Source organism: Psychroflexus aestuariivivens (assembly GCF_004010055.1).
GTDB classification, from domain to species: Bacteria; Bacteroidota; Bacteroidia; order Flavobacteriales; family Flavobacteriaceae; genus Psychroflexus; species Psychroflexus aestuariivivens.
The window spans coordinates 1-25621 of sequence record NZ_RQVT01000056.1; the positions used below are offsets into that span (position 1 = coordinate 1).

Sequence of the window (25621 nt, forward strand, 5' to 3'; positions counted from 1 at the left end):
GGGTCAAGTTATTGACTTAACGGGTGTTCAAATTGGTTATACTGACGGTTCTGGTTTAGGCGGCGGCGGTGATGCTGTCAATCTTTGGATTGGTAATCCTTCATCTTCTCAACCAATTGCTTTGGGAACTTATCCAGACACGGACGCTAACGATGGGCAAACTTACGATTTAGAATTAGGTGAATTCAGTGCAGTTGGCAATATGAACGGTGCAGTAGCAACTATTGCCGGTGGTGGCGACAATGGCGATGTACCAAATATTGGTTCGCCTGGAAATGGCAATGCGGTGACTCAAATTTTCCTTGATTTTAGTGAAAGTTATGTAAGCGTTCAAGAAGATGAAGGTCAAATTTCTGTTGAAGTTAGTTTGAATGAGGCGGCTTCAGAAGACATCACGTTCGACGTTGAACTTTTAGACGGCGGTTCTGCTGAAAATGGAAACGAGTTCAACTTTAGTACACAAAACTTAAGTATTGCTGCAGGTCAAACTTCAACAACATTCACTGTAGATATTACAGACAATTCCAATGATACTGAAGATGTATTTTTTGTACTTCAACTTACCAATATTTTGAATGCGGAAATGGGCAGTACAAATTATCACGCCATTTATATTTTGGATGATGATAACCAAGCACCAACGGCTTCAGAAAATATTTTGGACATTAGCCTTTTGACAAGTCATTTGGTTGATGAAAATGGAACTGCAGAAATCACTGCTTTCGACGAAGACACGCAACGTCTTTTTGTGGTGAACAACACACACATTGAAATTGTAGATTTTTCAGATCCTGCCAACTTAGTCAATTCAACAAATATAGATGTTACTCCTTATGGCGCAAGCGCACAAAGTGTTGCAATTAAGAACGGTTTGGTCGCTATTGCAGTGGCAAATTCAGTAGAAACTGACAATGGTTTTGTGTTATTTACAGACACAGACGGCAACAATCCACAAACGGTTGAAGTCGGTGCTTTGCCTGATATGCTTACATTTACGCCAGACGGCACAAAGCTTTTGGTCGCTAATGAAGGCCAACCAAATGCAGATTATAGCATTGACCCAGAAGGAAGCGTTTCTGTAATAGATGTGACTGGCGGTTTAGACAATATCACCCAAACTGAAGTTCAAAATTTAGATTTTAATGCCTTCGATTCTGAACTCGCAACTTTGCTTGCCAATGATGTGAGAATTTTTGGTCCAAATGCAACTGTTTCTCAGGATTTAGAACCAGAATATATTGTAGTTAGTGAAAATTCTGAACGTGCTTATGTGAGTTTACAAGAAAACAACGCTTATGCCGTGGTTGATTTAGTAAATTCTGTTGTAGAATCTATTATTCCTTATGGTTTGAAAGATCATAGTTTAACTGAAAACAGCTTGGATGTTAATGATAATATAGATTTTATTTTCGATGCCACTTGGCCAATCAAAGGCATGTATATGCCAGATGGAATTGCCACTTATATGGTAGATGGAACGACTTATATCGTTACGGCAAATGAAGGTGATGCTCGTGAATACGACACTTACGAAGAAGAAGTGAATCTTGGAGATGCTGGATACGAACTTGATCCAAGCGTATTTACCAATGCTGAAATTTTAGCGATGGAATCCAACTTGGCAGCCATCAATATTTCCAATGCTTCTGGTGATTCTAATGATGATGGTTTGTTTGAAGAAATTCATGTTTACGGTGGGCGTTCATTCAGTATTTATGAAGCTGAAAGCGGAGTTCAAGTTTACGATAGCGGTAATGATTTTGAAAGAATCATCGCAGCAGATCCTGTATATTCTGAAATTTTTAATGCCAGTAACTCCAACAATAATTACAAAAACCGTAGTGACAACAAAGGTGTTGAGCCAGAAGGTGTGATCGTTCAAGAAATCAATGATGCCATGTATGCATTTGTAATTTTGGAACGTGTTGGCGGCGTAATGGTTTACGATGTCACTAATCCAAACGCACCTCAGTTTATCGATTACAAAAACAATCGTGATGCTACAGAAGGCGGCGAAGAATCTGGCGACTTAGGTCCTGAAGGTATTCTTTATATTCCTGCAGATCAAAATGCTTTAGACATTGGTTTGCTAGTTATTTCCAATGAAGTGTCTGCAACGGTTTCTGTTTATGCCATCAATAATGATACTTTGGGTGTGAAATCTTTTAATCCTGACAATAATGAATTCACTTTTTATCCGAATCCAGTAAAATCAACTTTGCATCTTTCAGCGTCATCAGATTATTCTGTATATAATTTGAATGGTCAGTTGGTGAAATCTGTGAAAGATTCCTCTAATGTACAGGTTGAAGACTTGCAAGCAGGTATTTATATTTTGAAATCTGCAAGCGGTGAATCTTACAAATTTGTAAAACTATAGAAAAACAAAAAAATTCATCCTTCTACTCTACTCTCCTAAGGTTCTAAACTTTAGGAGAGTTTTTTATAAATTGACTTATCAATAAATAATCTATCCCAAAACCAAAAACAACGCCTATGCTATAGGCGACCAAGTCGCTCCACAAAAAGCCAAAACCCAAAATAAGTCCGCCCAAAAGCGTCTGACGAATCTCATTGATCCAATCTGCTTGATACAATTGACTGATTTCAATTGCAAAAGAAAAACTAATTGCTAAAATCGCTGACTGAATAATCGCTAATCTTGGCCAAAACATTCTGAAACCAAAATAGACCATCAGTGCCCAAATGGCATCTCCCAAATACAAATTGACCTCCGTTGGAATCCCCAAATTCAAACGCCTAGACGCTAAACCAAATCCAATACTTAAGAGCATTAAAAAGGCATAAAACAAAGATTTAGGGAAGTGCTTAGGCTTAGTCATTAGTTTCTTAGTCTTTCATCTTTTCAAACTGAAAGTAATTAAAAAGTTTCAAAATATTCCTTAGTATCTTATGAAAATTGAGAACAAATATGAATTTGAAACTTCGCTTCGAAACATTTTTTAGAAAATACCCAATCAAAAACTTTTAACTCCGGTTTTTGTGATCACAAGATAATTCATTACTGAATTATCTTTACTCCACTTAGTATTAGTCATGATGACGCGTATCATTCATGCTTGAATAATATTTTAACAGGTTAGTTATTTTCATGTTAAAACATCATATACTTAAACAATTACTATTCTTTTTAATAATTTTATATGAACAAATATTAATTTATACCAAAAAAATTAAAATTATGGAATGGATAGAATTATTTGGAATTTTAATTACTGCAATTTTTATTGGCGCAATATTTTTTTATGGGTTTAAAGTAAGAGGTCCTTGGGGTTCTTTTTGGCCGTTTTTGTTAATTATTATAGGTGGAATTTGGCTTGCTTCAGCAATTTCTGAACCAGTGGGTCCAGTTTACTGGGAGGTTGCATGGTTCGATTTTCTTTTTATCGGACTCATATTTGCTTTTATTCTTGCAGCAACAACACCTTCTCGAATAGATCGGCAAAGATACAAAGAGTTCTATGCCAATCCTAAACCCGAAGAAGAACCAACAGATCCAGTAGGACCGGCAATTGCAGTCGGCATCTGGTTTTGGCTAATGATGCTTTTAATTGTTATCGCTATTTTAGTCGCCACTTTATCTTAAATTTTAGAGCAAATTAATTGATGATTGATTTTCTTTAGCGATATGAAAATTCAATAAAAAAGGCTTTACGTAGATTCGTAAGGCTTTTTTCTATTTTCAAATTATTCCGATTTCATTTTAAAATTTAAGCATTGAAAACTAAGTTCTAAGAATTTTGTAAATTTTAGTAGTTCAATTATTAGTTTTAACTTTAACTCAAAATAGTTTTTTTATGCTAGACATTAACTGGAATGGTGAGTTACTGATACTCATGAATGTAGCAATTGCAGCGGTTTTGACCGGATTTATCGGACTGGAAAGAGAAGTAAAAGATAAACCCGCCGGTTTTAGAACCAATATGATTGTTGGCGGGTCTTCAGCTTTAATTTTATCTTTAGGAAAAGTACTTGTTGATAGTTATATCCAAAGCGGATTGCAGGATGTTATTCAGCCCGACCCCACCAGGATTATTGAAGCCATTATTTTAGGCATTAGTTTTATAGGTGCAGGAACCATTCTAAAAGCCAATGATGAAAGCCGGGTGTATTATCTTACTACTGCAGCAACTGTTCTTTTCTCTGCTGGTATTGGCATTGCGGTTGCATTGGAACAATACGTGTTATCTGTTTCTGCGACTGTGTTATTACTTATCATCAACAGAGTGGCAAAAAGTATAAATAAGAAAGTTTGATTGGCAAGTAAGGGAAATAAGGAACTGAGATTTCAAAACTCAGTTGAATCTTCAATATTTTCCATAATGTTATAATGTTTGGAGGTTAGCTAAAAATCGTTATTTTTAAAGTATAAAATCAGCAAGTCCTAAGATATAAATTCTTAACAAACATTACCTGATGATGACTAAATATTAATCAATAAAATTGAAACATGAGTTTCGGCGTTGTTCAATCAATGATTATTTCACTTAGAAATAATTCCAGAAAAAAAGACTTGGTTCACTTTGAGCGGAAGAACTTTCCTACGAAGAGTTCAGAAGGGGAATTTGATAAATTATTAAAACGCAAAGCTTCGCCAGAAGAACTGAAAAGGATTAGGGCCAAAATCAAAAAACAACAAAGGAAGTTGTTGCTTATAACTATTATAATTTCAAGTTTTATACTGCTTACTTTGATTTTAGGTTTAGTTTTATTTTTGGGTTAGTCTATTTATGAAAAATACAAACATAATTTTTACTTTTCCTTTTATACTTCTTCTTTTCAATAAGTCTTAATTTAAGATTCTATAATTATTCCTTCTAAAATTCAAATATTTTTTCATGTTTACATAATTATAAATCTTTAAAAGATATATATATTGCAGTTTTAAAGATATATATCTTTTAAATTCAACTTAATTCAACCAAATCTCTAATATCCATGAAATTCCTTTTGTCTCTCATTAGTTTAGTCGTTTTAATGTCTTGCAGTTCTGCTTCAAATATTGTTTATCATTCAGAACTAAAAAAACGCGTCAAGGTGTTTGAAAATGAAGATTTTAGAGTCTATTATCCGAAATCTTGGGTAAGCTTCAACTCCATGACAGCTGGAGATTCAAGAGATAGTATATTCCGAGTAAGTCCTAAGAAAAAACTTTATGATTCTTACATTTATTTGGACACAATTAATGGAGATCCTAAAACAGTCATAGGTAGCAAAGAAAGTGAAGTTAAACATGAGTCAGTAAAACATAAAATAACTGAACCGAATACGCAGCATTCTTTTGTTGAAGTTTATGTATTCAAAAATAAAAACACAACAATAGATGCAATATTGGAAGAAATAAAAAACAAAGCCCAACAAATTGATGAAATTGATTTGGAAGTGAACAAAGTCTCGGATTCGTTTTATATCACAGAATCCAGATACCAAGCGACAAACAGAGCAAATAATTTCAGTCTTGCAAGTTCACTTTACAAAACTTATATACGAAGCACAGCTGAAGGAGAGGTTTACCAAATCACTTACAAAGCCAGTGAATATTATTTTACTGATAATGAAGAGGATGCCAACATGGCACTAAGAACATTCGAATTGAAGGATAAAAGTCCAGCGGTAACAAAGGTGCCCTAATTTTCAGTAACTTCAGTCGGTTTTCTCAATAATTAATATATATTCTGGTTTTCAAATTCCTTTGATTATCTTTTATTAAATTCAGGAAACGCTTCAGAATATTATTTTACAATATCAACGCAATCGTCTAATTTCTTTTTAAATAGCTGAACATAATTGCTCGGCTGTTTTTGTTTTAAAGCAAAACTGTTCAAAATTGAAAATACTTTTGAGTTTATTGATTTAATATTCAATATGAACATACAGCACATTTTTATTTTAAAACTTGATGAAGCATACAAACAATTATCAAAAGATTGTGATGGTAAAATCACAAGCTGCTTCAACTCTCTGTATTTTTGCACTTTATACTTTATTCAATGAAACTAAACTACCTTTTTATTATTCTTTTTATAAGTTTTGCATCTCAGTCGCAATCATTTTTTGGAGAAGATGATGTCATTGAAAAAACCTTGTCAGAACGTTGGGAATTGGACGATGAGGATAAAAATGGAACTTTTAAACTTACCTTTTACAAGCCAATTTACGTTTTGCCAGCAAGATGGTCGAGCAATCCTAATGAACTTCCACAAAGTGCAAATCCTGACAATAGTTTTACTGAAACACAAAATTATAATAGTGTAGAAGCCAAATTCCAGTTAAGTTTTAAAACCAAATTAATACAATCCTTCCTTTTTGGATATGGCGATATATGGCTAGGATATACCCAATTGGCCAACTGGCAAGTCTATAATAATCCTATTTCAAGACCATTTCGAGAATTGAATTATGAACCAGAGATTTTTGTTAATTTTCCTATGAAAGTTGATATCTTTGGTGTTGACCTGAGAATGGCAGGTTTCGGTTTCAATCATCAATCCAACGGGAGAGATTTACCAAGGTCAAGAAGTTGGAATAGAATTATGTTTCACGCCGCTTTCGAAAAAGATAACTTTCAAATGTATTTAAAACCCTGGATAAGGCTTGAGAGTTCAGACAAAGATGACAATCCAGGAATTAGCGACTACATCGGCAGACTAGAAGCCACTTTAATTTACAATTTAGGCAAGCACAGTATCAACCTAATCGGTAAAAACTCATTGGATTTCGATGAAAACAGAGGCAGTCTGGAACTTAATTATTTTTATTCAGTAAAATCAAATTTACGACTTCACTTCCAAGCGTTTACAGGCTATGGTGAAACCCTCATCGACTACAATCATAATCAAACAACTTTAGGTATAGGCATATCTTTTATAGATTGGTAAAATCATGAATTAAAGTTAAAAAGTAGGTGTTTTTGAAATATAATCAGCAGTTAATCAATAGTTTGAGAAAGTATACTTTTAAAGAAAACGCGAAAGCTGTTCATCATATCATGATTAAATTTCTATATTTGGATTCTTTTGAAAAAAATTAATATTAAAAAAGAATATGAGATCTATAATATTACAAAGCTTTTTATTTATAATTGGATTTAGTGCATTTTCCCAAACATTAACAGATGATTTTGAAGGCAACTCTAGTATCAATAGTTGGTTTGCTGATGATTGTTTGTTAAATACCGAAAAAAATAATCCATACATCAATAGCAACAATCCTTCAGCTACAGTTTTAGAATATCAAGATAATGGCGGTGCTTATGCCAATATTGGCTTCAATTCTGAAACCAATATTAATATTTCGGAAAATGCTGAGTTCTCCTTAAAAATTTATGTGCCCTCTGATGGAATTACGGGCAACCAAAACAATCAAATTTCCTTGAAACTGCAAAATGCAAACATCAACGAGCCTTGGTCTACCCAAAGTGAAGTCATTAAAAACTTAAGTTTGGATGAATGGCAGGAAGTAACTTTCAATTTTGTGAACGACAATTATATTAATTTAGACCCAAACTCTCCTCCACCGTCAAGTAGAAGCGACTTCAATAGAGTGGTTTTGCAAATTAATGGCGAAAACAATACTGACGAAGTTTTAGCATTTATTGACGATTTTTATTTTGAAGGTGAAGAACAAGGTTCTGGTAATCCTGGCAATGACCCAGTTTATGACGAATTGGTTTGGTCAGATGAATTTGACGAAGACGGCGCTCTTGACAATAGTAAATGGTTTCATCAAACAGAGATCCCAAATGGAAGTTCTTGGTTCAATGGTGAAGTTCAACATTATACCGATCGTTTGGAAAACACTTATGTTGAAGACGGCATCATGAATTTGGTGGCTAAAGCTGAAACTTTCACTGACCAAGGCGTCACAAAAAATTACACCTCAGCACGCTTGAATTCTAAATTCGCCTTCACTTACGGTCGAGTTGAAGTTCGTGCAAAACTACCAACTGGGGTTGGGACTTGGCCTGCGATTTGGATGTTGGGTAAAAACATCAGCGAAAATGGCGCATATTGGTACAATGAAGGTTTTGGCACAACTGGATGGCCAGCTTGTGGCGAAATAGATATTATGGAACATTGGGGAACCAATCAAAATTTTGTTCAAAGCGCAATGCACACTCCTTCTAGTTATGGCGGCACTATAAACCATGGAGGACAAGTTATTCCGACAGCTTCTACAGAATTTCACACGTATACTTTAGACTGGTATCCAGACAGAATGGTTTTTAGCGTCGATGGTGTTGAACATTACACATATCAACCAGAAGTCCAAGATGCTGCCACATGGCCATTTGACTCGGATCAATATTTATTGCTCAATACAGCAATCCAGCCAAGTATCTCAAACAACTTTACAGAAAGCACATTCGAAGTGGACTACGTAAGAATTTATCAGGAAGATGGTTTAGGAACAGAAAATCAAATAGTCAAAACAGAGGTTCGTATCTATCCAAATCCAGCAAATACGCAAACCACTTTAGAAATACCTGAATCTGTAATTGGAAGTAAAGCTTCTATATTTACTGTGCAAGGACAGTTTATAGGAACTGAAGAACTCAAAAGCAGAACAAATTCCATAGACATGTCAACTTGGGAATCTGGTGTTTATATTTTCAAAATTGAAGGTAAAAATACAAGTCAGTTTTTTAAAATTATTAAAAAATAAAACTCAACAAATTTATTCTGAAGCCTTATTTGAATTTAAAAGAAAAACGATTTCAATATTTAATTGAAATCGTTTTTCTTTTAAAACTGAATGATTTTTTTTGAGATAAATTCTCTTGAAATGAATTGTTGATGAAGTCTGTATTTCCAAAATAATTTTGCTTGTGTTTACTTAATTTTTAGTTTTGGTTAGCTTTCAAATTGAAATTTTTTATCCAAAATTGAAAGTCATATCGTAAATTACGACTTATCTTTAAAATTATTTAAACCTCTATAATGGCTTTAGAAAAAGTAAAATTCAAAAATAAAAACGGACAGGAATTAGAAGGACGTATCGAGTTTCCAAACCAACAACATCCGCAAGCGTTTGCGATTTTTGCACACTGCTTCACCTGTGGTAAGAATCTGAAAAGCATCAAATACATATCTATGGCTTTGGCAGATGCTGGAATAGGTGTTTTAAGATTTGATTTCACTGGTTTAGGCCAAAGCGAAGGTGATTTTGAAGACACTGATTTTTCGCATAATATTGAAGATTTAATAGAAGCTTCTGACTTCTTAGAGAAAAATTATCAAGCTCCTAGCCTACTCATTGGTCATTCTTTAGGCGGAACTGCGGCACTTTTTGCTGCAAAACAATTGGACAACATCAAGGCCGTAGTAAGTATTGCAAGCCCATGTAATCCTGAACATGTCAAAAATTTGATAAATACCAAATCAAAAAACGATAATTCAGAATCTATTTCTATAAATATTGGTGGACGTGATTTCAAAATAAAACGAAAATTTCTTCAGGACATTGAAAATATGAATGTTGACTCTTTTCTGAATGACCTAAAAAAACCATATTTGATATTTCATTCGCCACAAGACAAAATTGTTGGTATTGAAAATGCTGAAAAACTCTACACTCTCGCCCACCATCCTAAAAGTTTTGTGAGTCTAGACCAAGCCGATCATTTGCTGAGTGATAGCCAAGATTCAAAATATACCGGTGGTGTAATTGCAGCTTGGACAAAACGATATTTGAACCTTGAATCTCCTCCCGAAATCAAAAGTAACAGTGAAGTCGCAGCAACACTCAAAAAAGAAGACAAATTTACCACACCAATGAAAGTTGGCGATTTTCAGCTAATTGGCGACGAACCTAAAAGTTTGGGTGGTCATAATTTTGGACCTTCACCATACGAAATGTTGTCCGCAGGATTGGCTGAATGTACTGCAATGACCATCCAAATGTACGTCAGGCGTAAGAATTGGGATATGAAAGAAGTGAAAGTTCACATCAATCATAATAAAAAGGAAATCGAAGATTCTGATGGAAAAACCCAAAAAGTTGATGTCTTTAAGAGAAAAATTGAATGCATTGGAGATTTAGATGATGAACAAAAGCAACGCATTATAAAAATCGCTGATAAATGCCCAGTACATCGTACGCTAATTCATAATGAGGTTAAGGTAAATACTGAATTGCTTTAAAAATTAAAATTTAATGTTAAGATAATGCATATTTTTTATGGTCTTTTTTTAAATCCTTACATTTACAAAATATTAAATCACAAACACTATGAAAAAAATAACATTATTAACTTTTTTATTTACAGCTTTAATTTTGACAAGTTGTAAGCAAAATAGCGACGAAAAAGATGATAAAAACGAAGTTACTGAAGAGGAAGCCGTTGGAGTATTGGATACGATTATAACCATTGAGCCTTTAGCAATGGAATCTCCAAAATTTCCAGATGCCAAATTAACACATCCAGGTGAACAAACTATAAAAGTCAAAGACGGTAAAGTCGATTTTGACTTTGAGGTTGAAAATTATGAACTTGGAGTTCAATCAGAAAATGCCGGTAAAAATGGATTGGCAAATTCTGACAAAGGTCAGCATATCCATTTTATTTTGGATAACGGTCCTTACTCCGCACACTATGAACCAGAATTCAGCAAGACTATTTTAGAAGGTGACCACGTTTTGTTAGCCTTTTTATCCAGATCATATCATGAATCTGTTAAAAATCCAAATTCTTTTGTTGTGAAAAAAATACGCGCTGGAGAACCTACTGAAGATCTTAAGATGGATGTTGATTTCGCTGCCGAACATTTGTTCTACAGTCGTCCTAAAGGAACCTATAAAGGTGAAGATACCGAAAAAATACTTTTAGATTTTTTCCTGGTAAATACAGAGATTGGAGAAGATGGAAACAAAGTAAAAGTTAAAGTCAATAACCAAGAATTTTTGATTGACCAATGGATACCTCATGTTATTGAAAATATGCCAATGGGTGAAAATAAAATTGAATTGACTTTAGTTGATGAAAAACTAATACCAATTGAAGGTCCGTTCAACAATGTGACAAGAACAATTACTTTAGAAGAATAAGTATTAGTTTATACTATAAGATAATTAATCTCGCTAAATTTAGTTTTAGCGAGATTTTTTTGGCTTGAATCCGGGCTGGAAATGCTTTAAGGAAAAAAAAACTTTGAGAAAAATCTCAAAGTTTTTAAGTTGAAAAATATCTGAGGTCAAACCCACGATATTTTTATTGATTTTTGATAATCGTTTCAGTACGGTCTGGACCTACCGAAACAATTTTAATCAGCACTTTAACCTCGTCTTCTATAAATTTGATATATTCTTTTAAAGTCTGAGGTAAATCATTTTCATTTTTCAGCTTAGTAATATCTTCTTTCCAACCACTGAATTCCTTATATATTGGTTCGAGATTTTCAGCTTCAATATTATAAGGCAAGTGTTTAATTTCTTCGCCTTTATAACGATAAGCAACTCCAACTTTCAAAGTTTCAAAACCGCTTAAAACATCTGCTTTCATCATCATCAATTCGGTAACACCATTTACTTGAACAGCATATTTCAATGCGACTAAATCTAGCCAACCGCAACGTCTTGGTCGGCCGGTTGTTGCACCAAATTCATGACCAACTTTCGCCATTCTTGCGCCATTTTCATCAAATAATTCAGTGGGAAATGGACCGCTACCTACTCGTGTGGTATAAGCTTTGAAAATTCCATAAACGTTTTTAATTTTATTCGGGGCAATACCTAAACCTGTACAAGCTCCAGCAGCTGTGGTATTAGAAGAAGTTACAAATGGATAAGTACCAAAATCAATATCCAAGAGCGAACCTTGTGCACCTTCAGCTAAAATAGTCTTGTTTTCTTCTTGTGCTTGGTGAAGATATTCTTCAGAATCTATAAACTTCAATTTTTTTATTGCTTCTACTGCTTCAAAAAATTGCAGTTCAAGCTCTTTCAAATCATATTGAACATCAACATTATAGAATTCTATTAAAGCTTGATGTTTATTGGCCAGTTGCCTGTATTTTTCTTTCCAATTGTCTAATTCTAAATCACCAACGCGAATACCGTTTCTGCCAGTTTTATCCATGTAAGTCGGTCCGATTCCTTTTAAAGTTGAACCAATTTTCGCTTTCCCTTTGGAAGTTTCGGAAGCTGCGTCAAGCAGACGATGTGTTGGCAATATAATATGTGCTTTTCTTGAAATCAATAATTTATCACGAAAATTTATATCAAATTTTGCGAGTCCATCAAGTTCTTTTTGAAATATTACAGGGTCAATGACAACGCCATTTCCGACAACATTGATTGCTGTTTTATGAAAAATCCCAGAAGGAATTGTATGTAAAACGTGTTTGATGCCATCGAATTCTAGGGTGTGACCTGCATTTGGACCACCTTGAAATCTTGCTATAATATTGTAATCTTTTGTGAGGTAATCAACAATTTTTCCTTTGCCTTCATCTCCCCATTGGAGTCCAAGTAGTAAATCTACTGCCATATTTTGTCAGTCTTTGCTTTGTTTTTTAGTTCCGTAAAAATATAATGAATGTCTATCGATTGTGATATCGAAAACTTCTTCAATAGTTGATTTTATAGATTCTATTCTTGGATCACAAAATTCAATCACTTCACCGGTATCGGTCAAAATGACGTGATCGTGTTGTTTGTCGAAATATGATTTTTCGTATTGCGCTTGATTTTTACCAAACTGATGTTTTCTCACCAATCCACAATCCAATAATAAATCTATAGTATTGTATAGCGTGGCGCGACTTACTCTATAATTTTTGGTTTTCATTTTGATATATAAAGATTCGATATCAAAATGTTCTTCACTTTCGTAAATTTCTTGTAAGATGGCGTAACGCTCGGGTGTTTTACGGTGTCCGTTGCTTTCCAAAAACTTGGTAAAAACATTTTTTACAACCGCTAAATCATTTTTTAAATTGTCCTTATTCATCATATTCTACAAAAATAAGCTTTTATTCACGTGTAACCTTATCTATTCCATCGATTTTTTTCAATCTTTGAATTAAAGTATTCAAAATGGTTAAATTTTTCACCTTCACTACAATAGCACCTTCAAAAACACCAGCTTTACTTGTAAAAGTCAAACTATGAATATTCACATTTAAACTTTTAGAAATAATATCTGTAATATGGCTGACCAAACCTAAATCGTCGATTCCCGTCAGTTTTATGTTTGCATTAAATTCCTCTTGACTAGAATCTATCCATTTTGCTTTCAGAATTCGATAAGCGTAATTGCTCTGAAGCTGAATTGCGTTTGGACAGTTTTTCTTATGAACTTTGATCCCGTCGTTGATTGTGGTAAAACCAAAAACTTCGTCTCCAGGTATTGGATTGCAGCAATTTGCCAATTTATAATCTAACTTTTGCTCATCATCACCGAACACAAGTTGATCATATTTATCGGTAACGTCATCTTCAACTTTTTCTTCGTTTTTAACTGGCGAACGGCGTATTTTATTTTTGAAAAAGGACACTAAAGCATTGCTTCTGGATGATGCAAATTCTTTGATTTGCTTGTTATCTATAGTACCAATACCAACCCTAAAGAATAAGTCCAAACTAGTGTTTAGTTTGAAAAAATTCACCATTTCATTTACAGATCTTTCGTTGAGTTCAATTTTTTGTGACTTCAACTTTCGTCGGAGAATCTCTTTCCCTTCTTCTCCTATCTGTTTCCGCTTTTCTTTTAAAGCTGATTTTATTTTGGTTCTTGCTCGCGCAGTTGTGGCATAGTCTAGCCAGTTTTTAGTTGGCTTAGCATTGGAAGACGTGATAATTTCAACTTGATCGCCACTTTTCAAAACTCGACTCAAAGCTACAATTTTACCGTTCACTTTGGCTCCTCTTGTTTTATAGCCAACATCTGTATGAATGGCGAATGCAAAATCAAGAACTGTCGAACCTTTCGGTAAAGATTTTAAATCGCCTTGTGGTGTAAAGACAAAAATTTCCTTCGAATATAAATTGAGTTTAAACTGCTCGACGAAATCAACTGCGTTCATTTCGTTGTTTTCAAGTGCTTCCTGGAGTCTATTCAGCCATAAATCTAAACCTTGCTCGTCCTGTGCCTCGTCTTTATGTTTGTATTTATAATGAGCAGCGTAACCTTTTTCTGCAATTTCATTCATGCGTTCACTACGAATTTGAACTTCTACCCAACGTCCTTTTGGCCCCATAACGGTTATATGAAGCGCTTCGTAACCTGTAGTTTTTGGAGAAGAAATCCAGTCTCGCAAACGTGTTGGATTAGGTCTGAAATAATCTGTAACAATAGAGTAAATCTTCCACGCTAGAAACTTTTCGTTACTAGAATTTGACTTGTAAATAATCCTTAAAGCGAACTTGTCGTAAATTTCGTCGAATGAAATATTTTGTGTTACAATTTTCTTCCGAATGGAATAAATTGATTTTGGTCGTCCTTTGATTTCAAATTCAATATCTTCTTTTTCTAGAGCGTCGGAAATAATCTTAGAAAAATCCTTAATATACTGGTCTTGTTCCTCTTTGCTTTCCTTTATTTTATTTGAAATATCTTTGTATACTTCAGGTTCAGTATATTTCAGACTCAAATCTTCCAATTCAGTTTTTATATTATACAACCCAATTCTATGAGCAAGCGGCGCATAAATATAAAGCGTTTCACTAGCAATTTTGACCTGTTTGTCAGCTCTCATTGAGTCCATAGTTTGCATATTATGCAATCGATCAGCAATTTTTATTATAATGACGCGAATATCGTCATTCAAAGTAAGCAGCATTTTTCGAAAATTTTCTGCTTGCATTGAAATATCTCCGTCTTTTTTTAAGCTGGAAATTTTAGTCAACCCATCTACAATTCTTGCCACGGTTTCCCCAAACATTTGCTCAATATCACTTAAAGAATAAGTTGTGTCTTCAACTACATCATGCAAAAGAGCTGAAACTATTGAAGTTGCATCCAAACCAATTTCGTAAGCTACAATTTTTGCCACAGCAATGGGATGAAAAATATAGGCTTCCCCTGATTTCCTTCGCTGGTCTTTGTGGGCTTCAACAGCAGTTTCAAAAGCCTTTCTTATTTGTTTTTTATCCTCGCTTGTCAGCGTTCGATAACTGATTCTAAGTAATTTTTTGTATTGTTTGGCTATTTCTTTTTTCTCTTCCTCTATATACGCATCGGTGATTTCCATAAGTTCGTCAGTTTGGGTTAATGAAATTACGAATTATTTTTCAAATTTCTAAATCGTTTGATCATTGTAGGATGAGAATAATGAACAAAAACATATAAAGGATGTGGCGTCAAATTACTTAAACTTTTTTTGGATAATTTTTTCAATGCTGAAACTAATGGTGAAGCTGCAAATGTATGTTTTGCATAATTATCGGCTTGATATTCAAACTTTCGAGATAAAGCATTGGTTAGTAATCCAGTGACGACTGAAATTGGCGTGTATAAAAAGCTAAAAGCAATCAAACCAATATGAAAACTAGGTTTTTCTACACCTAGAGCCTGGGATAATAAAGGTTCATTTATAAATAAAGACAACAACCACAGCGTGATACCGATAGTTATGATAGATAATACTAAGTTAATAATTATGTGATTTTTCTTATAATGCCCAACTTCATGCGCCAACACAGCTACAATCTCTTCGTTGTCCAAATCATTGACAAGAGTATCAAATAAAGTGATTCGTTTTTCTTTGCCAAAACCTGAAAAATAAGCATTGGCTTTTTTGCTTCGTTTCGAACCATCAATTACAAATATATTGTCGAGTTGAAAATCTACTTTACGAGCATATTTTTCAATTTTGTTTCGTAAATCACCTTCCTCTAATGATGTCTGTTTGTTGAAAATAGGCACGATGAGTTTGGAGTAAAACATATTCATAAAAATGGTAAATAATGCAACTAAGATCCAAGTATACCACCAAAAATCTTCACCTGAAAACTGAAAAAATAATAAAATTAGTGTTAGAATAATTCCACCAACAATGATAGCCATCATCCATGATTTCAACTTATCAATAAAAAAAGTCGCTCTGCTAGAAGTATTGAATCCGTATTTTTCTTCGATTACAAAGGTGAAGTAATAAGAAAAAGGCGTCGTAATAAGATCACTTCCTAAAAAAATAATGCCAAAGAAAATTAATGAAACTAAAATCGGTTCTGAAACCAAAGAGCGTGCAAAATCTTCAACCAGATAAAAACCGTCCAAGAAGAAAAAAGCTAAAACCAAAATCAATGAAAATGTAGATTCCACTAGTCCAAATTTAAATTTCTCTTTTTTATAAGATTGAGATTTTTGGTATTCATCTTCATCATAAATATCACTAACCTCATCAGGCAAATCTGCGGAGAAACGTTTGGCATTCAGAAAATCCAAAAAAGTTTCAAACAAAAAATTCAAGATAATAATACCGATAATAATATAAAACAAAGCTTGCGGCGTCATATATTTTTTTTCACAAAACTACTACTTGAAAATTGATAATTACAATCTTAAAGCCAATTCTGAAAATCAATTTGGATTTTAAGTTGCAAAACTATTGTCATATTCATTAATAGATACTAAATTTGCGGTTAGGCATTACGAAAGTTGTAGATGAGTAAGTTGATAAAAAATCTGGATTCTCTGGAAGAAAGCATCAAAAAGTTGATGCTTGAGAACAAAAATTTAAAACAAAAAAACAGCGAATTAGAACATCAACTCAATAATAATTCTACTTCAGTTTCAGAATTAGCCACTGAAATTGAACTTTTAAAAAAAGAGAATAAAACACTCAGAACAGCCAACGCAATGCTTGGCAGTAGCGAATATAAAAGAGAAACAAAACTCAAAATAAATAGTTTGATTAAAGAAATTGATGAATGCATTATTCAATTAGCAGATTAAAATGTCAACAGATAAGCTAAAAATAAAATTATCGATTGCAGACCGCGTTTATCCATTAACCATTAGACCGGAGCAAGAAGAAGGCCTTAGAAAGGCTGCTAAGCGAATTAGTGATACCATCAAAAAACTTGAACAAAGTTATGCAGTCAGAGACAAACAAGACGTTCTTGCCATGAGCGCTTTGCAATTTGCTGCAGAAATCGAACAAAGTCAACTTTCATCTAAAAGTGAAATTAATCAAGTCGAAATGAAACTTGAAACTTTGGACGAAATGATCAAGAAACAATTAAACTAACGTTCATTACATAAATCGACACTGCCTGTATTAGTCGTTACCTTTTTGATAAACTCAACACTTAACTATTAAAAAGGGTGAGTTTCAGTTGCTAAAGCAAGCCGCCACTTTTGTGAAGCGGATCCTTGATCAGCTGAGTAGCCCTAAACCTGTTTTTACGGAGTTTTATACAAAACGACACTAATACAGGCTTTTTTATTATATATAAATTATGGAAATAGCAATTACAATAATAGCAGCAATAGTAGGATTGGTCATCGGTTTTTTAATTTCAAAAAATCTAGACAAAAAGAGTGCAAAAGGCACGCTGAAATCTGCAGAAAAAGAAGCTGAAAAAATCATCCGAGAGGCTGAAAAAGAAGGCGAAAGCGTCAAAAAAGACAAAATATTACAAGCCAAAGAGAAATTTATCGAGCTCAAATCTGAGCACGAAAAAGTTATTATGTCTCGTGACAAAAAAATCAGCGATGCTGAAAAACGCACTAAAGACAAGGAGTCTCAAGTCTCAAGCGAATTGGCAAAAAATAAAAAAATGAATGCTGATCTTGAGGAAAAACTGAAAGATTACAATTACAGAACAGAATATCTTGAAAAACGACAAGAAGAAATCGACAAGATTCTTCAGCGTAAGATCAATCAACTGGAAGTTATCAGCGGCTTGAGTGCCGACGATGCCAAAGCGCAACTCATGGAATCGCTTAAGGAAACTGCTAAAGCGGAAGCCATGCAAATGATTCAAGACACAGTTGAAGAAGCCAAAATGACGGCCCAACAAGAAGCCAAGAAAATTGTCATCAACACTATTCAACGTGTTGGTACAGAAGAAGCTGTCGACAATTGCGTATCTGTTTTCAACTTAGAAAGTGACGATGTAAAAGGACGAATAATTGGTCGTGAAGGTCGAAATATTCGCGCTATAGAAGCTGCGACTGGTGTAGAAATTATTGTGGATGATACGCCTGAAGCTATTATTTTATCTTGCTTCGATTCTATCCGAAGAGAAGTGGCTAGATTATCCCTTCACAGATTGGTGACCGATGGTAGAATTCACCCAGCTAGAATTGAAGAAGTCGTCAAGAAAACAAGAAAATCGATTGATGAAGAAATTATCGATATCGGAAAACGTACAATTATTGATTTAGGAATTCACGGGTTACATCCGGAATTGGTCAAAATGGTTGGACGTATGAAATACCGTTCTTCTTATGGACAAAATCTTTTACAGCACTCGAGAGAAGTTGCCAAACTTTGTGGCATTATGGCTTCAGAATTAGGATTGAATCCTAAACTTGCCAAGCGTGCTGGATTATTGCATGATATCGGAAAAGTGCCAGAAACTGAAACAGAACTGCCGCATGCAATACTAGGTATGCAGTGGGCTGAAAAATATGGCGAAAAGGACGAGGTTTGTAACGCAATTGGTGCTCACCACGACGAAGTAGAAATGACTTCACTCCTATCTCCAATTGTTCAAGTTTGTGATGCCATTAGTGGTGCAAGACCTGGTGCAAGACGCCAAGTTTTAGATTCTTATGTTAAACGACTAAAAGATTTGGAAGACATTGCGTTTGGATTTGGTGGTGTGAAAAAAGCTTACGCTATTCAAGCTGGACGTGAATTGAGAGTAATCGTTGAAAGTGAAAAAGTTACAGACGAAAAGGCGTCTTCGCTTTCTTTCGAGATTTCGCAGAAGATTCAAACTGACATGACATATCCAGGTCAAGTAAAAGTGACCGTCATACGTGAGACACGTGCTATAAATATTGCCAAGTAAATTTATTCAGATATTTTAAATAAAAAAAGCTGTTTCAATTTGAAACAGCTTTTTTGTTATCTTTTACTGAAGTAAAATTTAGAATTGCTCTCTTCCAGAAAAGTGAAAATTTCCTTCAATTTTAGCATTCTCATCAGAATCACTACCATGGATAGCGTTTTCACTAATTGAGGTTGCAAATTTCTTACGGATCGTACCTTCAGCAGCTTCTTCTGGATTGGTCGCGCCAATTAAAGTTCTGAAATCATCTACAGCATTTTCTTTTTCAAGAATTGCTGCCACAATTGGTCCGCTTGTCATATAGTCAACAAGTTCCCCATAAAAAGGACGTTCCTTATGAACTTCATAAAAAGTTTTTGCGTCGTTTTCGGTCATTTGTGTCATTTTCATCGCCACAATTTTGAAACCTGAGCCTGTAATTTGATTCAAGATTTCACCGATGTAACCCTTAGCCAATGCATCAGGTTTCAGCATAGTAAATGTTCTATTGCTTGCCATTGTATTTGATTTAATTTTTGTGCAAAAGTAAGCATTTCAAAAGAATAAGTAGCCATTCGCACTTGAAGTTGAAATTTATATCTAAAATTTTTCAGAATAAAATCTTATAAATTGAATAAACCCAAACTTGTACTGCAATTGCTTTCACTAGAATTTGTACATTTGAGAATTATGAAAAAAATCGAATTAAACGGAATACAAGACAGCTTAAAATCCGCAAAAAATATTTGTATTATTGGTCATAAAAACCCAGATGGAGACGCTTTGGGTTCTACTTTAGCCTTGTCGCATTTATTGGCAAAACAAGGTAAAAATACTGTAGTCATAATGCCAAATTCCTATCCTGATTTTCTAAATTGGATGCCTGGAAACGATCAGATTTTGATCTACGATAAAGATGCTGAAAAGTGCGAAGAAAATTTATCTGGAGCTGATTTAATTTTCACCCTCGATTTCAATCATCTAGACAGAACAGGTCGGCTTGGTGATTTTTTGAAAACATTGGATAAAACTTTTGTGATGATAGATCATCATCAGTCGCCAGACGATTATGCAAAATTTCAGTTAGTAGACACAATGGTGGGTTCAACTTGCGAATTGATTTATGATTTTATCGAAGTTTTAGATCAGAAACAAAGCTTAGATCAAGATATTTCTACCTGCCTTTATACTGGAATTATGACAGACTCAGGTTCTTTCAGATTTCCATTGACTTCAAGTAAAACGCATAGAATCATTGCAGATTTGATTGATCATGGCGCAAATAACAGCAAAATACATCGTGATACTTTCGACAACAACTCCTATAGTAGACTTCAACTTTTAGGCCGAGCTTTGCAAAATCTAAAAGTCATAGAAGCACTGAACACTGCATATATTTCACTTTCTCAGGCAGATTTGGATGAATTTAATTTCAAAAAAGGAGACACCGAGGGTTTTGTAAATTATGGATTATCCTTAAAAGGTATAAAATTTGCTGTGATTTTCATTGAAAGTAAGCAAGAGAATATTATTAAAATTTCGTTTCGTTCTAAAGGCGATTTTGATGTGAACACTTTTGCAAGAAAACATTATGATGGTGGCGGTCATAAAAATGCTGCAGGTGGTAAAAGCAACCTTGCATTAGACGAAACTTTAATTAAATTTGAAGAAATTATTCAGCAATACAAGAGCGATTTATTATGATAAAAAATTTAATGCTGATTTTGGGTTTGCTTACAGTTTGTTTTGCCTGCAAAACACCTGAAGCAAGAAAACCGATTTCAAAATCTACAAAAAGTTATACTTCATCTTCACTTAAGATGAATCAAGCAATCTTAGAAAAAGAGGAAAATAAAATTCAAAAGATTATAGCTTCAGACACAACAAACACCTACATCACTTCGAATTCTGGTTTTTGGTATTATTATAAAGTAAAAAAAGAAAATGATAGTATCACGCCAAAATTCGGTGACGAAGTTGAATTCAACTATAATTTATTGAGTTTAGAAGGTGATACAATTTACTCAAGGAAAGAAATTGGTGAGCGTGCTTATTTAATTGACCAAGAAGAAATTTTCACTGGATTGAGAAAAGGACTAAAATTGATGAAAGAAGGTGAAACTGTCACATTTTTGTTTCCATCTCACCACGCTTATGGATATTATGGTGATAATGACAAAATAGGTTCGCACGTTCCTTTGAAATCTACTGTAACTTTAAATGAAATAAAAATCAAAAACTAAATTAAAATGAAAAAAGTGAATATTTACTTAGCTGCCATTATAGCTATGATTACAATTAGTTGTCAAGACAAATATCCTGATCTCGAAGACGGAATGTACGCTGAATTCCAAACCAACATGGGAACTTTTGTCACCGAATTACATTTTCAGGAGACTCCGATGACTGTCGGAAATTTTGTTGCATTAGCTGAAGGTAAACATCCAAAAGTTGATGAGGAATACAAAGGTCAACCTTTTTATGATGGTTTGATTTTTCACCGCGTTATCGATGGATTTATGATCCAAGGTGGGGATCCTAAAGGAAATGGTCAAGGCGGACCTGGTTATAAATTTCCAGACGAATTTGACCCTGAAGTAACACATAAAAAAGGTGTTTTATCAATGGCAAACTCAGGTCCAAACACCAATGGAAGTCAGTTTTTCATCACTTTAGCACCAACACCACATCTTAACAACAAGCACTCTGTATTTGGCGAATTAGTTGTAGGTGAAGATGTTGTTAGCAAAATCGGTAAAGTAGAAACTAAAAAACCTGGAGACAAACCTATTGAAAAAGTAATTATTGAAAAGCTAAACATCATCAGAAAAGGCAGTGATGCAAAAGGATTTGACGCTGTAGCCGCTTTTGAAAAGGGATTGGAAGATCATGTAACTAAAATGGCTGAAGAAGAAGCAAAAAGACAAGCTGAAATGGATAAACTTACCGAAGGATTTACAGAAACTGAATCTGGATTATTTTATAAAATAGAGGAAGAAAACCCTTCTGGCAAGTCACCAAAACCTAGACAAAAAGTCAAAGTTCATTATGAAGGATATTTAATGAATGGTAAGAAATTCGATTCTTCAAGAGACCGAGGTAAGCCAATTGAGTTTACAGTTGGAGTTGGCCAAGTTATTCCAGGTTGGGATGAAGGATTGCAAAAGTTGAAAACAGGTGAAAAAGCCCGTTTTATAATTCCATCAAACCTAGCTTATGGTGCGAGAAGCACAGGACCAATTCCACCAAATTCAACATTAATTTTTGATTTGGAACTCATCAGTATAGAATAGAGTAAATTAAATATTATAAATAATAAAGCCCGCAACTTTTGCAAGTTGCGGGCTTTTTCTAGCTTAGTGGAACGCTAGAACTATTTTAAATCTTTAATTTCTTTTTCTAATTCTTCTTTGGTTTTACCGGTTTTTTCTTGAAGCTTACCTAACATTTCATCGAATTTGCCTTCTGAATATTGCAAATCGTCTTCTGAAATTTTTTCAGCATATTTCTGCTTCAACTTTCCTTTAACTTGGTTAAATTTGCCTTCTAATTCTGTAGTGTTCATAATTATAGTTTTTATTGATTTACCTCGAATATAACAAATACTGTTGTTTTTTATGTTAAATATTACTTATAATAGCAATAAAATCACATATTTAAAGCTATTAATTCTCCTATTAACTATATGCAGTTGTCAAACTACAAAATTTGCTACTGATGAATCAAAGCGTTTTTCCGTAAAATTTCTAGATGAATATATAGTTAATAAAGACTTTCAATTTCAAAATGCAGAATATGGCGGAATTTCTGGAGTAGATTTTAGAAATGATAAAAATATTGTATTGGTAAATGATTCTCCAGTAAATCCAATTATATACGAGGCTGAATTCATAATCGATAATTTAAAAATCGATAAATTAGTTTTTAAAAACACAATTCAACTGAATGATATAGAAAGCGATTTCTACACCAAAGAAAGTCTAGATATGGAATCCATTCGTTATTTTCAAGATGGGTTTTTAATTTCTACAGAAGGAAATATTACCAAAGAAAAGTCACCGCAAATTTTTAAAACTTCATTAGCAGGAGAATTTGAAAAAAAATATAACTTACCAGAATATTTCCAAACTGGGGGCGAGAATAAACCTAGACATAACGGTGTTTTTGAAGGTTTGAGTGTCGATAAGAGTTCCAAAGGATTTTGGTTTGCTAACGAACTTCCTTTAGCCAAGGACGGACCAAAACCGAAACTAATAAACACCAATTCACCGATTAGGCTTAGTTACTTTGACTTGAAAACTGAACAAGTTACAAAGCAATTCGCCATGGATTTAGACAGAGTTACAAAAATCCCACTTTTACCGTTTTACCTCAATGGATTAACAGAGATTTTAGCAATTGATGAGCATCGATTATTGATTCTGGAACGCGCGTATTCCGCAGGTCACAAAAGCAAAGGCAACAATGTGAAATTATTTTTGGTCGATGTTTCCAAAGCCACTGACACGAAATCAATCTCAGAATTGAAATCACAAAAAAATGAGATTTCCTATGCTGAGAAGACTTTAGTTTTTGATTTTAAATCCATAAAAAATAAATTAACAAATGGAATTATAGATAATATTGAAGGTCTGTGCTTTGGTCCAAAACTTCCTAATGGCAATTCAACATTAATCTTGATTTCTGACAATAATTTCAATAGATTTGGCAAACAATTGAACCAAATCATTTTACTTGAAATAAAACTATAATTCATGAAACAAATTTTGATACTCAGCATTTTAAGCCTCTTCATTATGTCTTGCAAAAGTGATAAAAACAACGATAAAGAAATTTCAAATTTTCAGTTCGATATTCCAGATTCTGAAACTGAAACACCAAAGTCAACCTTATATTATTTCGTCAGACATGCCGAAAAAGACACCTCCGATCCTAAAAACGACGATCCAGAATTGACAGACAAAGGATTGGAGCGCGCCGCTTTTATTTCAGAATTTTTCAAAAAGAAAAATTTAGATGCTTTGTATGCCACAAGTTACAAACGGAATTTGCAAACAATTATACCAACTGCGCATTACTACCGCTCTCGCATAGAAGATTTTGATCCCAATGCGGACACTTTATTTACCAAAGAATTTTGGAAAAATACTTATGGAAAAAATGTTTTGATTGTTGGCCACAGCAATACCAACCCAAGATTCGTCAATGAAATTTTGCAATCAAAAAAGTATGAAAATTTAGATGAAGACAATTACAACACCATTTTCCAAGTTGAAATTACCAAAGATTTGAAAGTTAAAGATTCAGTCTTTCAGCTTAAAATGAATGGTGAAACTATGGAATAGCTTCATTCACAATCCAATTTTTTAGGTTTCAATTGAATATTCTCGTTTTCAATTTTTGAAAGCAATTCTAACTCATCATTTTTATAGTGTTTACTTAATTCTGAAAGTTTTGCTGTATCAGATTTTGGCTTGTAATTTTCGTAATCCTGAAATTTTACGCCGTCGATTTCTCTAGGATTGATGGCTTTTCTGAATCGCAAACCGCCGCCATTTGTCATAAATGAATACGCCAAATAATCCATAGAAAAGGTTTCATTTTCGAACCAATATTGAAAAACATCTTGAAAATCTTCACCGCCGTCTTTTTCGTCGAAAGTAATTTGTATTTTATAGTAAATTTTGTTTTCGATTGTATCTTTGCCTATATACTTTTTATTCACCGCTTGATCTTGAAGCCTAAGTGGCAATTGCATAAAATAATGTACCGAATTTAATGACTCTTTGTATTTAAAAGCTGTAGAATCAGCCAATTCTACGATTGAATCGTTTCGATAACGCGTCAATTTTCCATTTTTCAAAACATCTTTTACTTTAGATTCGTGTTGAATTCTAGAAAGTGTAAAACCATTACAATTTGGCACAGATTTATAGTGATAATCGCGAAAATCAAATTCCAATTCATGTGAATTCAATTTCTGTTTTCCTGAATATTCAATCGCCTTTTCGACAATAATTTCAGAAAGCTTGTTTTCGATTTCTTCTGAATCTGAACAAGAGAGTAATAAAAAAATACTAAAAGCCGCAAAATATTTCATTATCATGGAATTTGGTTATAAACTTGGTCGTTAGATTTAGATTTACCTTTCAAAATCTTATTTTTGGCTAAATTAAAAAGAATAATGACAAAGAATAAAATCAATATAAAAAACAAAAAAGCCAGATTTCAATATGAAATCTTGGATAAATTCACTGCAGGTATTGTTTTAGCCGGTACCGAAATAAAATCGATTCGGGAAGGCAAAGCAACGATTACAGAAAGCTTTTGTGAATTTAATGAAAAAGGTGAACTTTTCGTTATTAATATGCATGTTCAAGAATATTCTCATGCCACGCATTTCAATCACGATCCCAAAAGTGCCAGAAAATTACTTCTTAATAAACAAGAATTGCGCAAACTACACAAAGAAGTTAAAAATTCTGGACTAACTATTATTCCGCTACGAATGTTCCTTAACGACCGTGGTTTTGCAAAAATGCAAATTGCTTTGTGTAAAGGTAAAAAACTCCATGACAAACGTGAAACCATCAAAGACCGCGACGCCAAACGAAAATTAGGACGCATTAATAAAACGTACAATACCTAAAATTTA

At 33.7% G+C, this 25621-nt stretch carries 25 protein-coding genes and 1 other RNA gene; 18 read left to right on the top strand and 8 right to left on the bottom strand.

The window, feature by feature from the left end:
* Positions 1-2380 (top strand): choice-of-anchor I family protein (locus EIG86_RS11450; protein WP_127846321.1); only part of this gene is annotated, 2380 nt, incomplete at its 5' end.
* 43 nt (positions 2381-2423) lie between these two features.
* Here the strand turns inward: EIG86_RS11450 and EIG86_RS11455 are convergent.
* Positions 2424-2843: a ribosomal maturation YjgA family protein gene (locus EIG86_RS11455; RefSeq protein ID WP_127846322.1), complete on the bottom strand. Its 420-nt coding sequence runs from the start codon at positions 2841-2843 to the stop codon at positions 2424-2426.
* Between the two features lie 359 nt (positions 2844-3202).
* Here EIG86_RS11455 and EIG86_RS11460 point away from each other — a divergent pair, with 359 nt between their 5' ends.
* From EIG86_RS11460 to EIG86_RS11490, 7 genes are all read left to right on the top strand, one after another.
* Entirely contained in the window at positions 3203-3607 is a 405-nt protein-coding gene (locus EIG86_RS11460) for a hypothetical protein (protein ID WP_127846323.1), read from the top strand.
* A 211-nt stretch (positions 3608-3818) separates the two neighbouring features.
* Positions 3819-4277 (top strand): MgtC/SapB family protein, encoded by a 459-nt coding sequence (locus EIG86_RS11465; protein ID WP_127846324.1) that lies wholly within the window; start codon positions 3819-3821, stop codon positions 4275-4277.
* 682 nt (positions 4278-4959) lie between these two features.
* Positions 4960-5652: a hypothetical protein gene (locus EIG86_RS11470; protein ID WP_127846325.1), complete on the top strand. Its 693-nt coding sequence runs from the start codon at positions 4960-4962 to the stop codon at positions 5650-5652.
* 359 nt (positions 5653-6011) lie between these two features.
* Positions 6012-6899 carry a phospholipase A gene (locus EIG86_RS11475; RefSeq protein ID WP_127846326.1) on the top strand — a complete coding sequence of 296 codons (888 nt, stop codon included), beginning with the start codon at positions 6012-6014 and terminating at the stop codon, positions 6897-6899.
* A 166-nt stretch (positions 6900-7065) separates the two neighbouring features.
* On the top strand, positions 7066-8685 hold the full coding sequence (locus EIG86_RS11480; RefSeq protein ID WP_127846327.1) for a family 16 glycosylhydrolase: 1620 nt from the start codon (positions 7066-7068) through the stop codon (positions 8683-8685).
* Between the two features lie 275 nt (positions 8686-8960).
* Positions 8961-10163 (top strand): bifunctional alpha/beta hydrolase/OsmC family protein, encoded by a 1203-nt coding sequence (locus tag EIG86_RS11485; RefSeq protein ID WP_127846328.1) that lies wholly within the window; start codon positions 8961-8963, stop codon positions 10161-10163.
* 88 nt (positions 10164-10251) lie between these two features.
* The gene (locus tag EIG86_RS11490) at positions 10252-11067 is read left to right on the top strand and encodes a hypothetical protein (RefSeq protein ID WP_127846329.1); all 816 of its coding nucleotides are present in this window, start codon (positions 10252-10254) and stop codon (positions 11065-11067) included.
* A gap of 163 nt (positions 11068-11230) precedes the next feature.
* Here EIG86_RS11490 and EIG86_RS11495 read toward each other — a convergent pair whose 3' ends face one another.
* Genes EIG86_RS11495 through EIG86_RS11510 form a run of 4 tightly spaced genes read right to left on the bottom strand, consistent with a single transcriptional unit; the run spans position 11231 to position 16477 of the window.
* The gene (locus tag EIG86_RS11495) at positions 11231-12508 is read right to left on the bottom strand and encodes an adenylosuccinate synthase (protein WP_127846330.1); all 1278 of its coding nucleotides are present in this window, start codon (positions 12506-12508) and stop codon (positions 11231-11233) included.
* A gap of 6 nt (positions 12509-12514) precedes the next feature.
* A complete protein-coding gene (locus EIG86_RS11500; RefSeq protein WP_127846331.1) occupies positions 12515-12973 on the bottom strand; it encodes a Fur family transcriptional regulator in 459 nt (152 codons plus the stop codon).
* Positions 12974-12992: 19 nt separating this feature from the next.
* Positions 12993-15212: a RelA/SpoT family protein gene (locus tag EIG86_RS11505; RefSeq protein WP_127846332.1), complete on the bottom strand. Its 2220-nt coding sequence runs from the start codon at positions 15210-15212 to the stop codon at positions 12993-12995.
* A gap of 26 nt (positions 15213-15238) precedes the next feature.
* Positions 15239-16477, bottom strand: coding sequence for a M48 family metallopeptidase (locus tag EIG86_RS11510; protein WP_127846333.1), 1239 nt, complete (start codon positions 16475-16477; stop codon positions 15239-15241).
* A gap of 150 nt (positions 16478-16627) precedes the next feature.
* Between EIG86_RS11510 and EIG86_RS11515 the strand changes: the two genes are divergently transcribed.
* The 4 genes from EIG86_RS11515 (at position 16628) to rny (ending at position 18987) form a co-directional block, all read left to right on the top strand.
* A complete protein-coding gene (locus EIG86_RS11515; protein WP_127846334.1) occupies positions 16628-16918 on the top strand; it encodes a hypothetical protein in 291 nt (96 codons plus the stop codon).
* 1 nt (position 16919) lies between these two features.
* Positions 16920-17213, top strand: coding sequence for a cell division protein ZapA (locus EIG86_RS11520; RefSeq protein WP_127846335.1), 294 nt, complete (start codon positions 16920-16922; stop codon positions 17211-17213).
* A 52-nt stretch (positions 17214-17265) separates the two neighbouring features.
* Positions 17266-17379: non-coding RNA, 6S RNA (ssrS, locus tag EIG86_RS11525), on the top strand.
* Between the two features lie 45 nt (positions 17380-17424).
* On the top strand, positions 17425-18987 hold the full coding sequence (gene rny, locus EIG86_RS11530; protein ID WP_127846336.1) for a ribonuclease Y: 1563 nt from the start codon (positions 17425-17427) through the stop codon (positions 18985-18987).
* A gap of 78 nt (positions 18988-19065) precedes the next feature.
* On the opposite strand, the gene EIG86_RS11535 is transcribed toward rny, so the two are convergent.
* Complete coding sequence (locus EIG86_RS11535) at positions 19066-19485, bottom strand: nucleoside-diphosphate kinase (RefSeq protein ID WP_127846337.1); 420 nt, start codon at positions 19483-19485, stop codon at positions 19066-19068.
* A 171-nt stretch (positions 19486-19656) separates the two neighbouring features.
* Between EIG86_RS11535 and EIG86_RS11540 the strand changes: the two genes are divergently transcribed.
* The 3 genes from EIG86_RS11540 to EIG86_RS11550 are packed head-to-tail and all read left to right on the top strand — an operon-like array spanning position 19657 to position 22259.
* Entirely contained in the window at positions 19657-20670 is a 1014-nt protein-coding gene (locus EIG86_RS11540; RefSeq protein WP_127846338.1) for a DHH family phosphoesterase, read from the top strand.
* On the top strand, positions 20667-21209 hold the full coding sequence (gene gldI, locus EIG86_RS11545; protein ID WP_240032216.1) for a gliding motility-associated peptidyl-prolyl isomerase GldI: 543 nt from the start codon (positions 20667-20669) through the stop codon (positions 21207-21209). The genes EIG86_RS11540 and gldI overlap by 4 nt, the downstream gene beginning before the upstream one ends.
* A 6-nt stretch (positions 21210-21215) precedes the next feature.
* Positions 21216-22259 carry a peptidylprolyl isomerase gene (locus EIG86_RS11550; protein WP_127846339.1) on the top strand — a complete coding sequence of 348 codons (1044 nt, stop codon included), beginning with the start codon at positions 21216-21218 and terminating at the stop codon, positions 22257-22259.
* An 80-nt stretch (positions 22260-22339) separates the two neighbouring features.
* On the opposite strand, the gene EIG86_RS11555 is transcribed toward EIG86_RS11550, so the two are convergent.
* On the bottom strand, positions 22340-22531 hold the full coding sequence (locus tag EIG86_RS11555) for a CsbD family protein (RefSeq protein ID WP_127846340.1): 192 nt from the start codon (positions 22529-22531) through the stop codon (positions 22340-22342).
* 52 nt (positions 22532-22583) lie between these two features.
* On the opposite strand from EIG86_RS11555, the gene EIG86_RS11560 reads away from it, so the two are divergent.
* The gene (locus EIG86_RS11560; RefSeq protein WP_127846341.1) at positions 22584-23717 is read left to right on the top strand and encodes an esterase-like activity of phytase family protein; all 1134 of its coding nucleotides are present in this window, start codon (positions 22584-22586) and stop codon (positions 23715-23717) included.
* A gap of 3 nt (positions 23718-23720) precedes the next feature.
* Positions 23721-24311, top strand: a complete 591-nt coding sequence (locus EIG86_RS11565) for a histidine phosphatase family protein (RefSeq protein ID WP_127846342.1) — start codon at positions 23721-23723, stop codon at positions 24309-24311.
* A 2-nt stretch (positions 24312-24313) separates the two neighbouring features.
* Here the strand turns inward: EIG86_RS11565 and EIG86_RS11570 are convergent, their stop codons facing one another.
* Complete coding sequence (locus EIG86_RS11570; protein WP_127846343.1) at positions 24314-25066, bottom strand: DUF6503 family protein; 753 nt, start codon at positions 25064-25066, stop codon at positions 24314-24316.
* A gap of 84 nt (positions 25067-25150) precedes the next feature.
* Between EIG86_RS11570 and smpB the strand changes: the two genes are divergently transcribed.
* On the top strand, positions 25151-25615 hold the full coding sequence (smpB, locus tag EIG86_RS11575) for an SsrA-binding protein SmpB (RefSeq protein WP_127846344.1): 465 nt from the start codon (positions 25151-25153) through the stop codon (positions 25613-25615).
* Positions 25616-25621 lie beyond the last annotated feature (6 nt).

Excerpts from the sequence above, each read along its gene's own strand:
- EIG86_RS11455 (WP_127846322.1), bottom strand. The coding sequence starts at position 2,843 with ATGACTAAGCCTAAGCACTTCCCTAAATCTTTGTTTTATGCCTTTTTA.
- EIG86_RS11475 (WP_127846326.1), top strand. The coding sequence starts at position 6,012 with ATGAAACTAAACTACCTTTTTATTATTCTTTTTATAAGTTTTGCATCT.
- EIG86_RS11535 (WP_127846337.1), bottom strand. The coding sequence starts at position 19,485 with ATGGCAAGCAATAGAACATTTACTATGCTGAAACCTGATGCATTGGCT.
- EIG86_RS11505 (WP_127846332.1), bottom strand. The coding sequence starts at position 15,212 with ATGGAAATCACCGATGCGTATATAGAGGAAGAGAAAAAAGAAATAGCC.
- EIG86_RS11490 (WP_127846329.1), top strand. The coding sequence starts at position 10,252 with ATGAAAAAAATAACATTATTAACTTTTTTATTTACAGCTTTAATTTTG.
- EIG86_RS11570 (WP_127846343.1), bottom strand. The coding sequence starts at position 25,066 with ATGAAATATTTTGCGGCTTTTAGTATTTTTTTATTACTCTCTTGTTCA.
- EIG86_RS11510 (WP_127846333.1), bottom strand. The coding sequence starts at position 16,477 with ATGACGCCGCAAGCTTTGTTTTATATTATTATCGGTATTATTATCTTG.
- EIG86_RS11465 (WP_127846324.1), top strand. The coding sequence starts at position 3,819 with ATGCTAGACATTAACTGGAATGGTGAGTTACTGATACTCATGAATGTA.
- EIG86_RS11495 (WP_127846330.1), bottom strand. The coding sequence starts at position 12,508 with ATGGCAGTAGATTTACTACTTGGACTCCAATGGGGAGATGAAGGCAAA.
- EIG86_RS11565 (WP_127846342.1), top strand. The coding sequence starts at position 23,721 with ATGAAACAAATTTTGATACTCAGCATTTTAAGCCTCTTCATTATGTCT.
- EIG86_RS11520 (WP_127846335.1), top strand. The coding sequence starts at position 16,920 with ATGTCAACAGATAAGCTAAAAATAAAATTATCGATTGCAGACCGCGTT.
- EIG86_RS11470 (WP_127846325.1), top strand. The coding sequence starts at position 4,960 with ATGAAATTCCTTTTGTCTCTCATTAGTTTAGTCGTTTTAATGTCTTGC.
- EIG86_RS11555 (WP_127846340.1), bottom strand. The coding sequence starts at position 22,531 with ATGAACACTACAGAATTAGAAGGCAAATTTAACCAAGTTAAAGGAAAG.
- gldI (WP_240032216.1), top strand. The coding sequence starts at position 20,667 with ATGATAAAAAATTTAATGCTGATTTTGGGTTTGCTTACAGTTTGTTTT.
- EIG86_RS11500 (WP_127846331.1), bottom strand. The coding sequence starts at position 12,973 with ATGATGAATAAGGACAATTTAAAAAATGATTTAGCGGTTGTAAAAAAT.
- EIG86_RS11550 (WP_127846339.1), top strand. The coding sequence starts at position 21,216 with ATGAAAAAAGTGAATATTTACTTAGCTGCCATTATAGCTATGATTACA.
- EIG86_RS11560 (WP_127846341.1), top strand. The coding sequence starts at position 22,584 with ATGTTAAATATTACTTATAATAGCAATAAAATCACATATTTAAAGCTA.
- EIG86_RS11515 (WP_127846334.1), top strand. The coding sequence starts at position 16,628 with ATGAGTAAGTTGATAAAAAATCTGGATTCTCTGGAAGAAAGCATCAAA.
- EIG86_RS11540 (WP_127846338.1), top strand. The coding sequence starts at position 19,657 with ATGAAAAAAATCGAATTAAACGGAATACAAGACAGCTTAAAATCCGCA.
- rny (WP_127846336.1), top strand. The coding sequence starts at position 17,425 with ATGGAAATAGCAATTACAATAATAGCAGCAATAGTAGGATTGGTCATC.
- EIG86_RS11485 (WP_127846328.1), top strand. The coding sequence starts at position 8,961 with ATGGCTTTAGAAAAAGTAAAATTCAAAAATAAAAACGGACAGGAATTA.
- EIG86_RS11460 (WP_127846323.1), top strand. The coding sequence starts at position 3,203 with ATGGAATGGATAGAATTATTTGGAATTTTAATTACTGCAATTTTTATT.
- smpB (WP_127846344.1), top strand. The coding sequence starts at position 25,151 with ATGACAAAGAATAAAATCAATATAAAAAACAAAAAAGCCAGATTTCAA.
- EIG86_RS11480 (WP_127846327.1), top strand. The coding sequence starts at position 7,066 with ATGAGATCTATAATATTACAAAGCTTTTTATTTATAATTGGATTTAGT.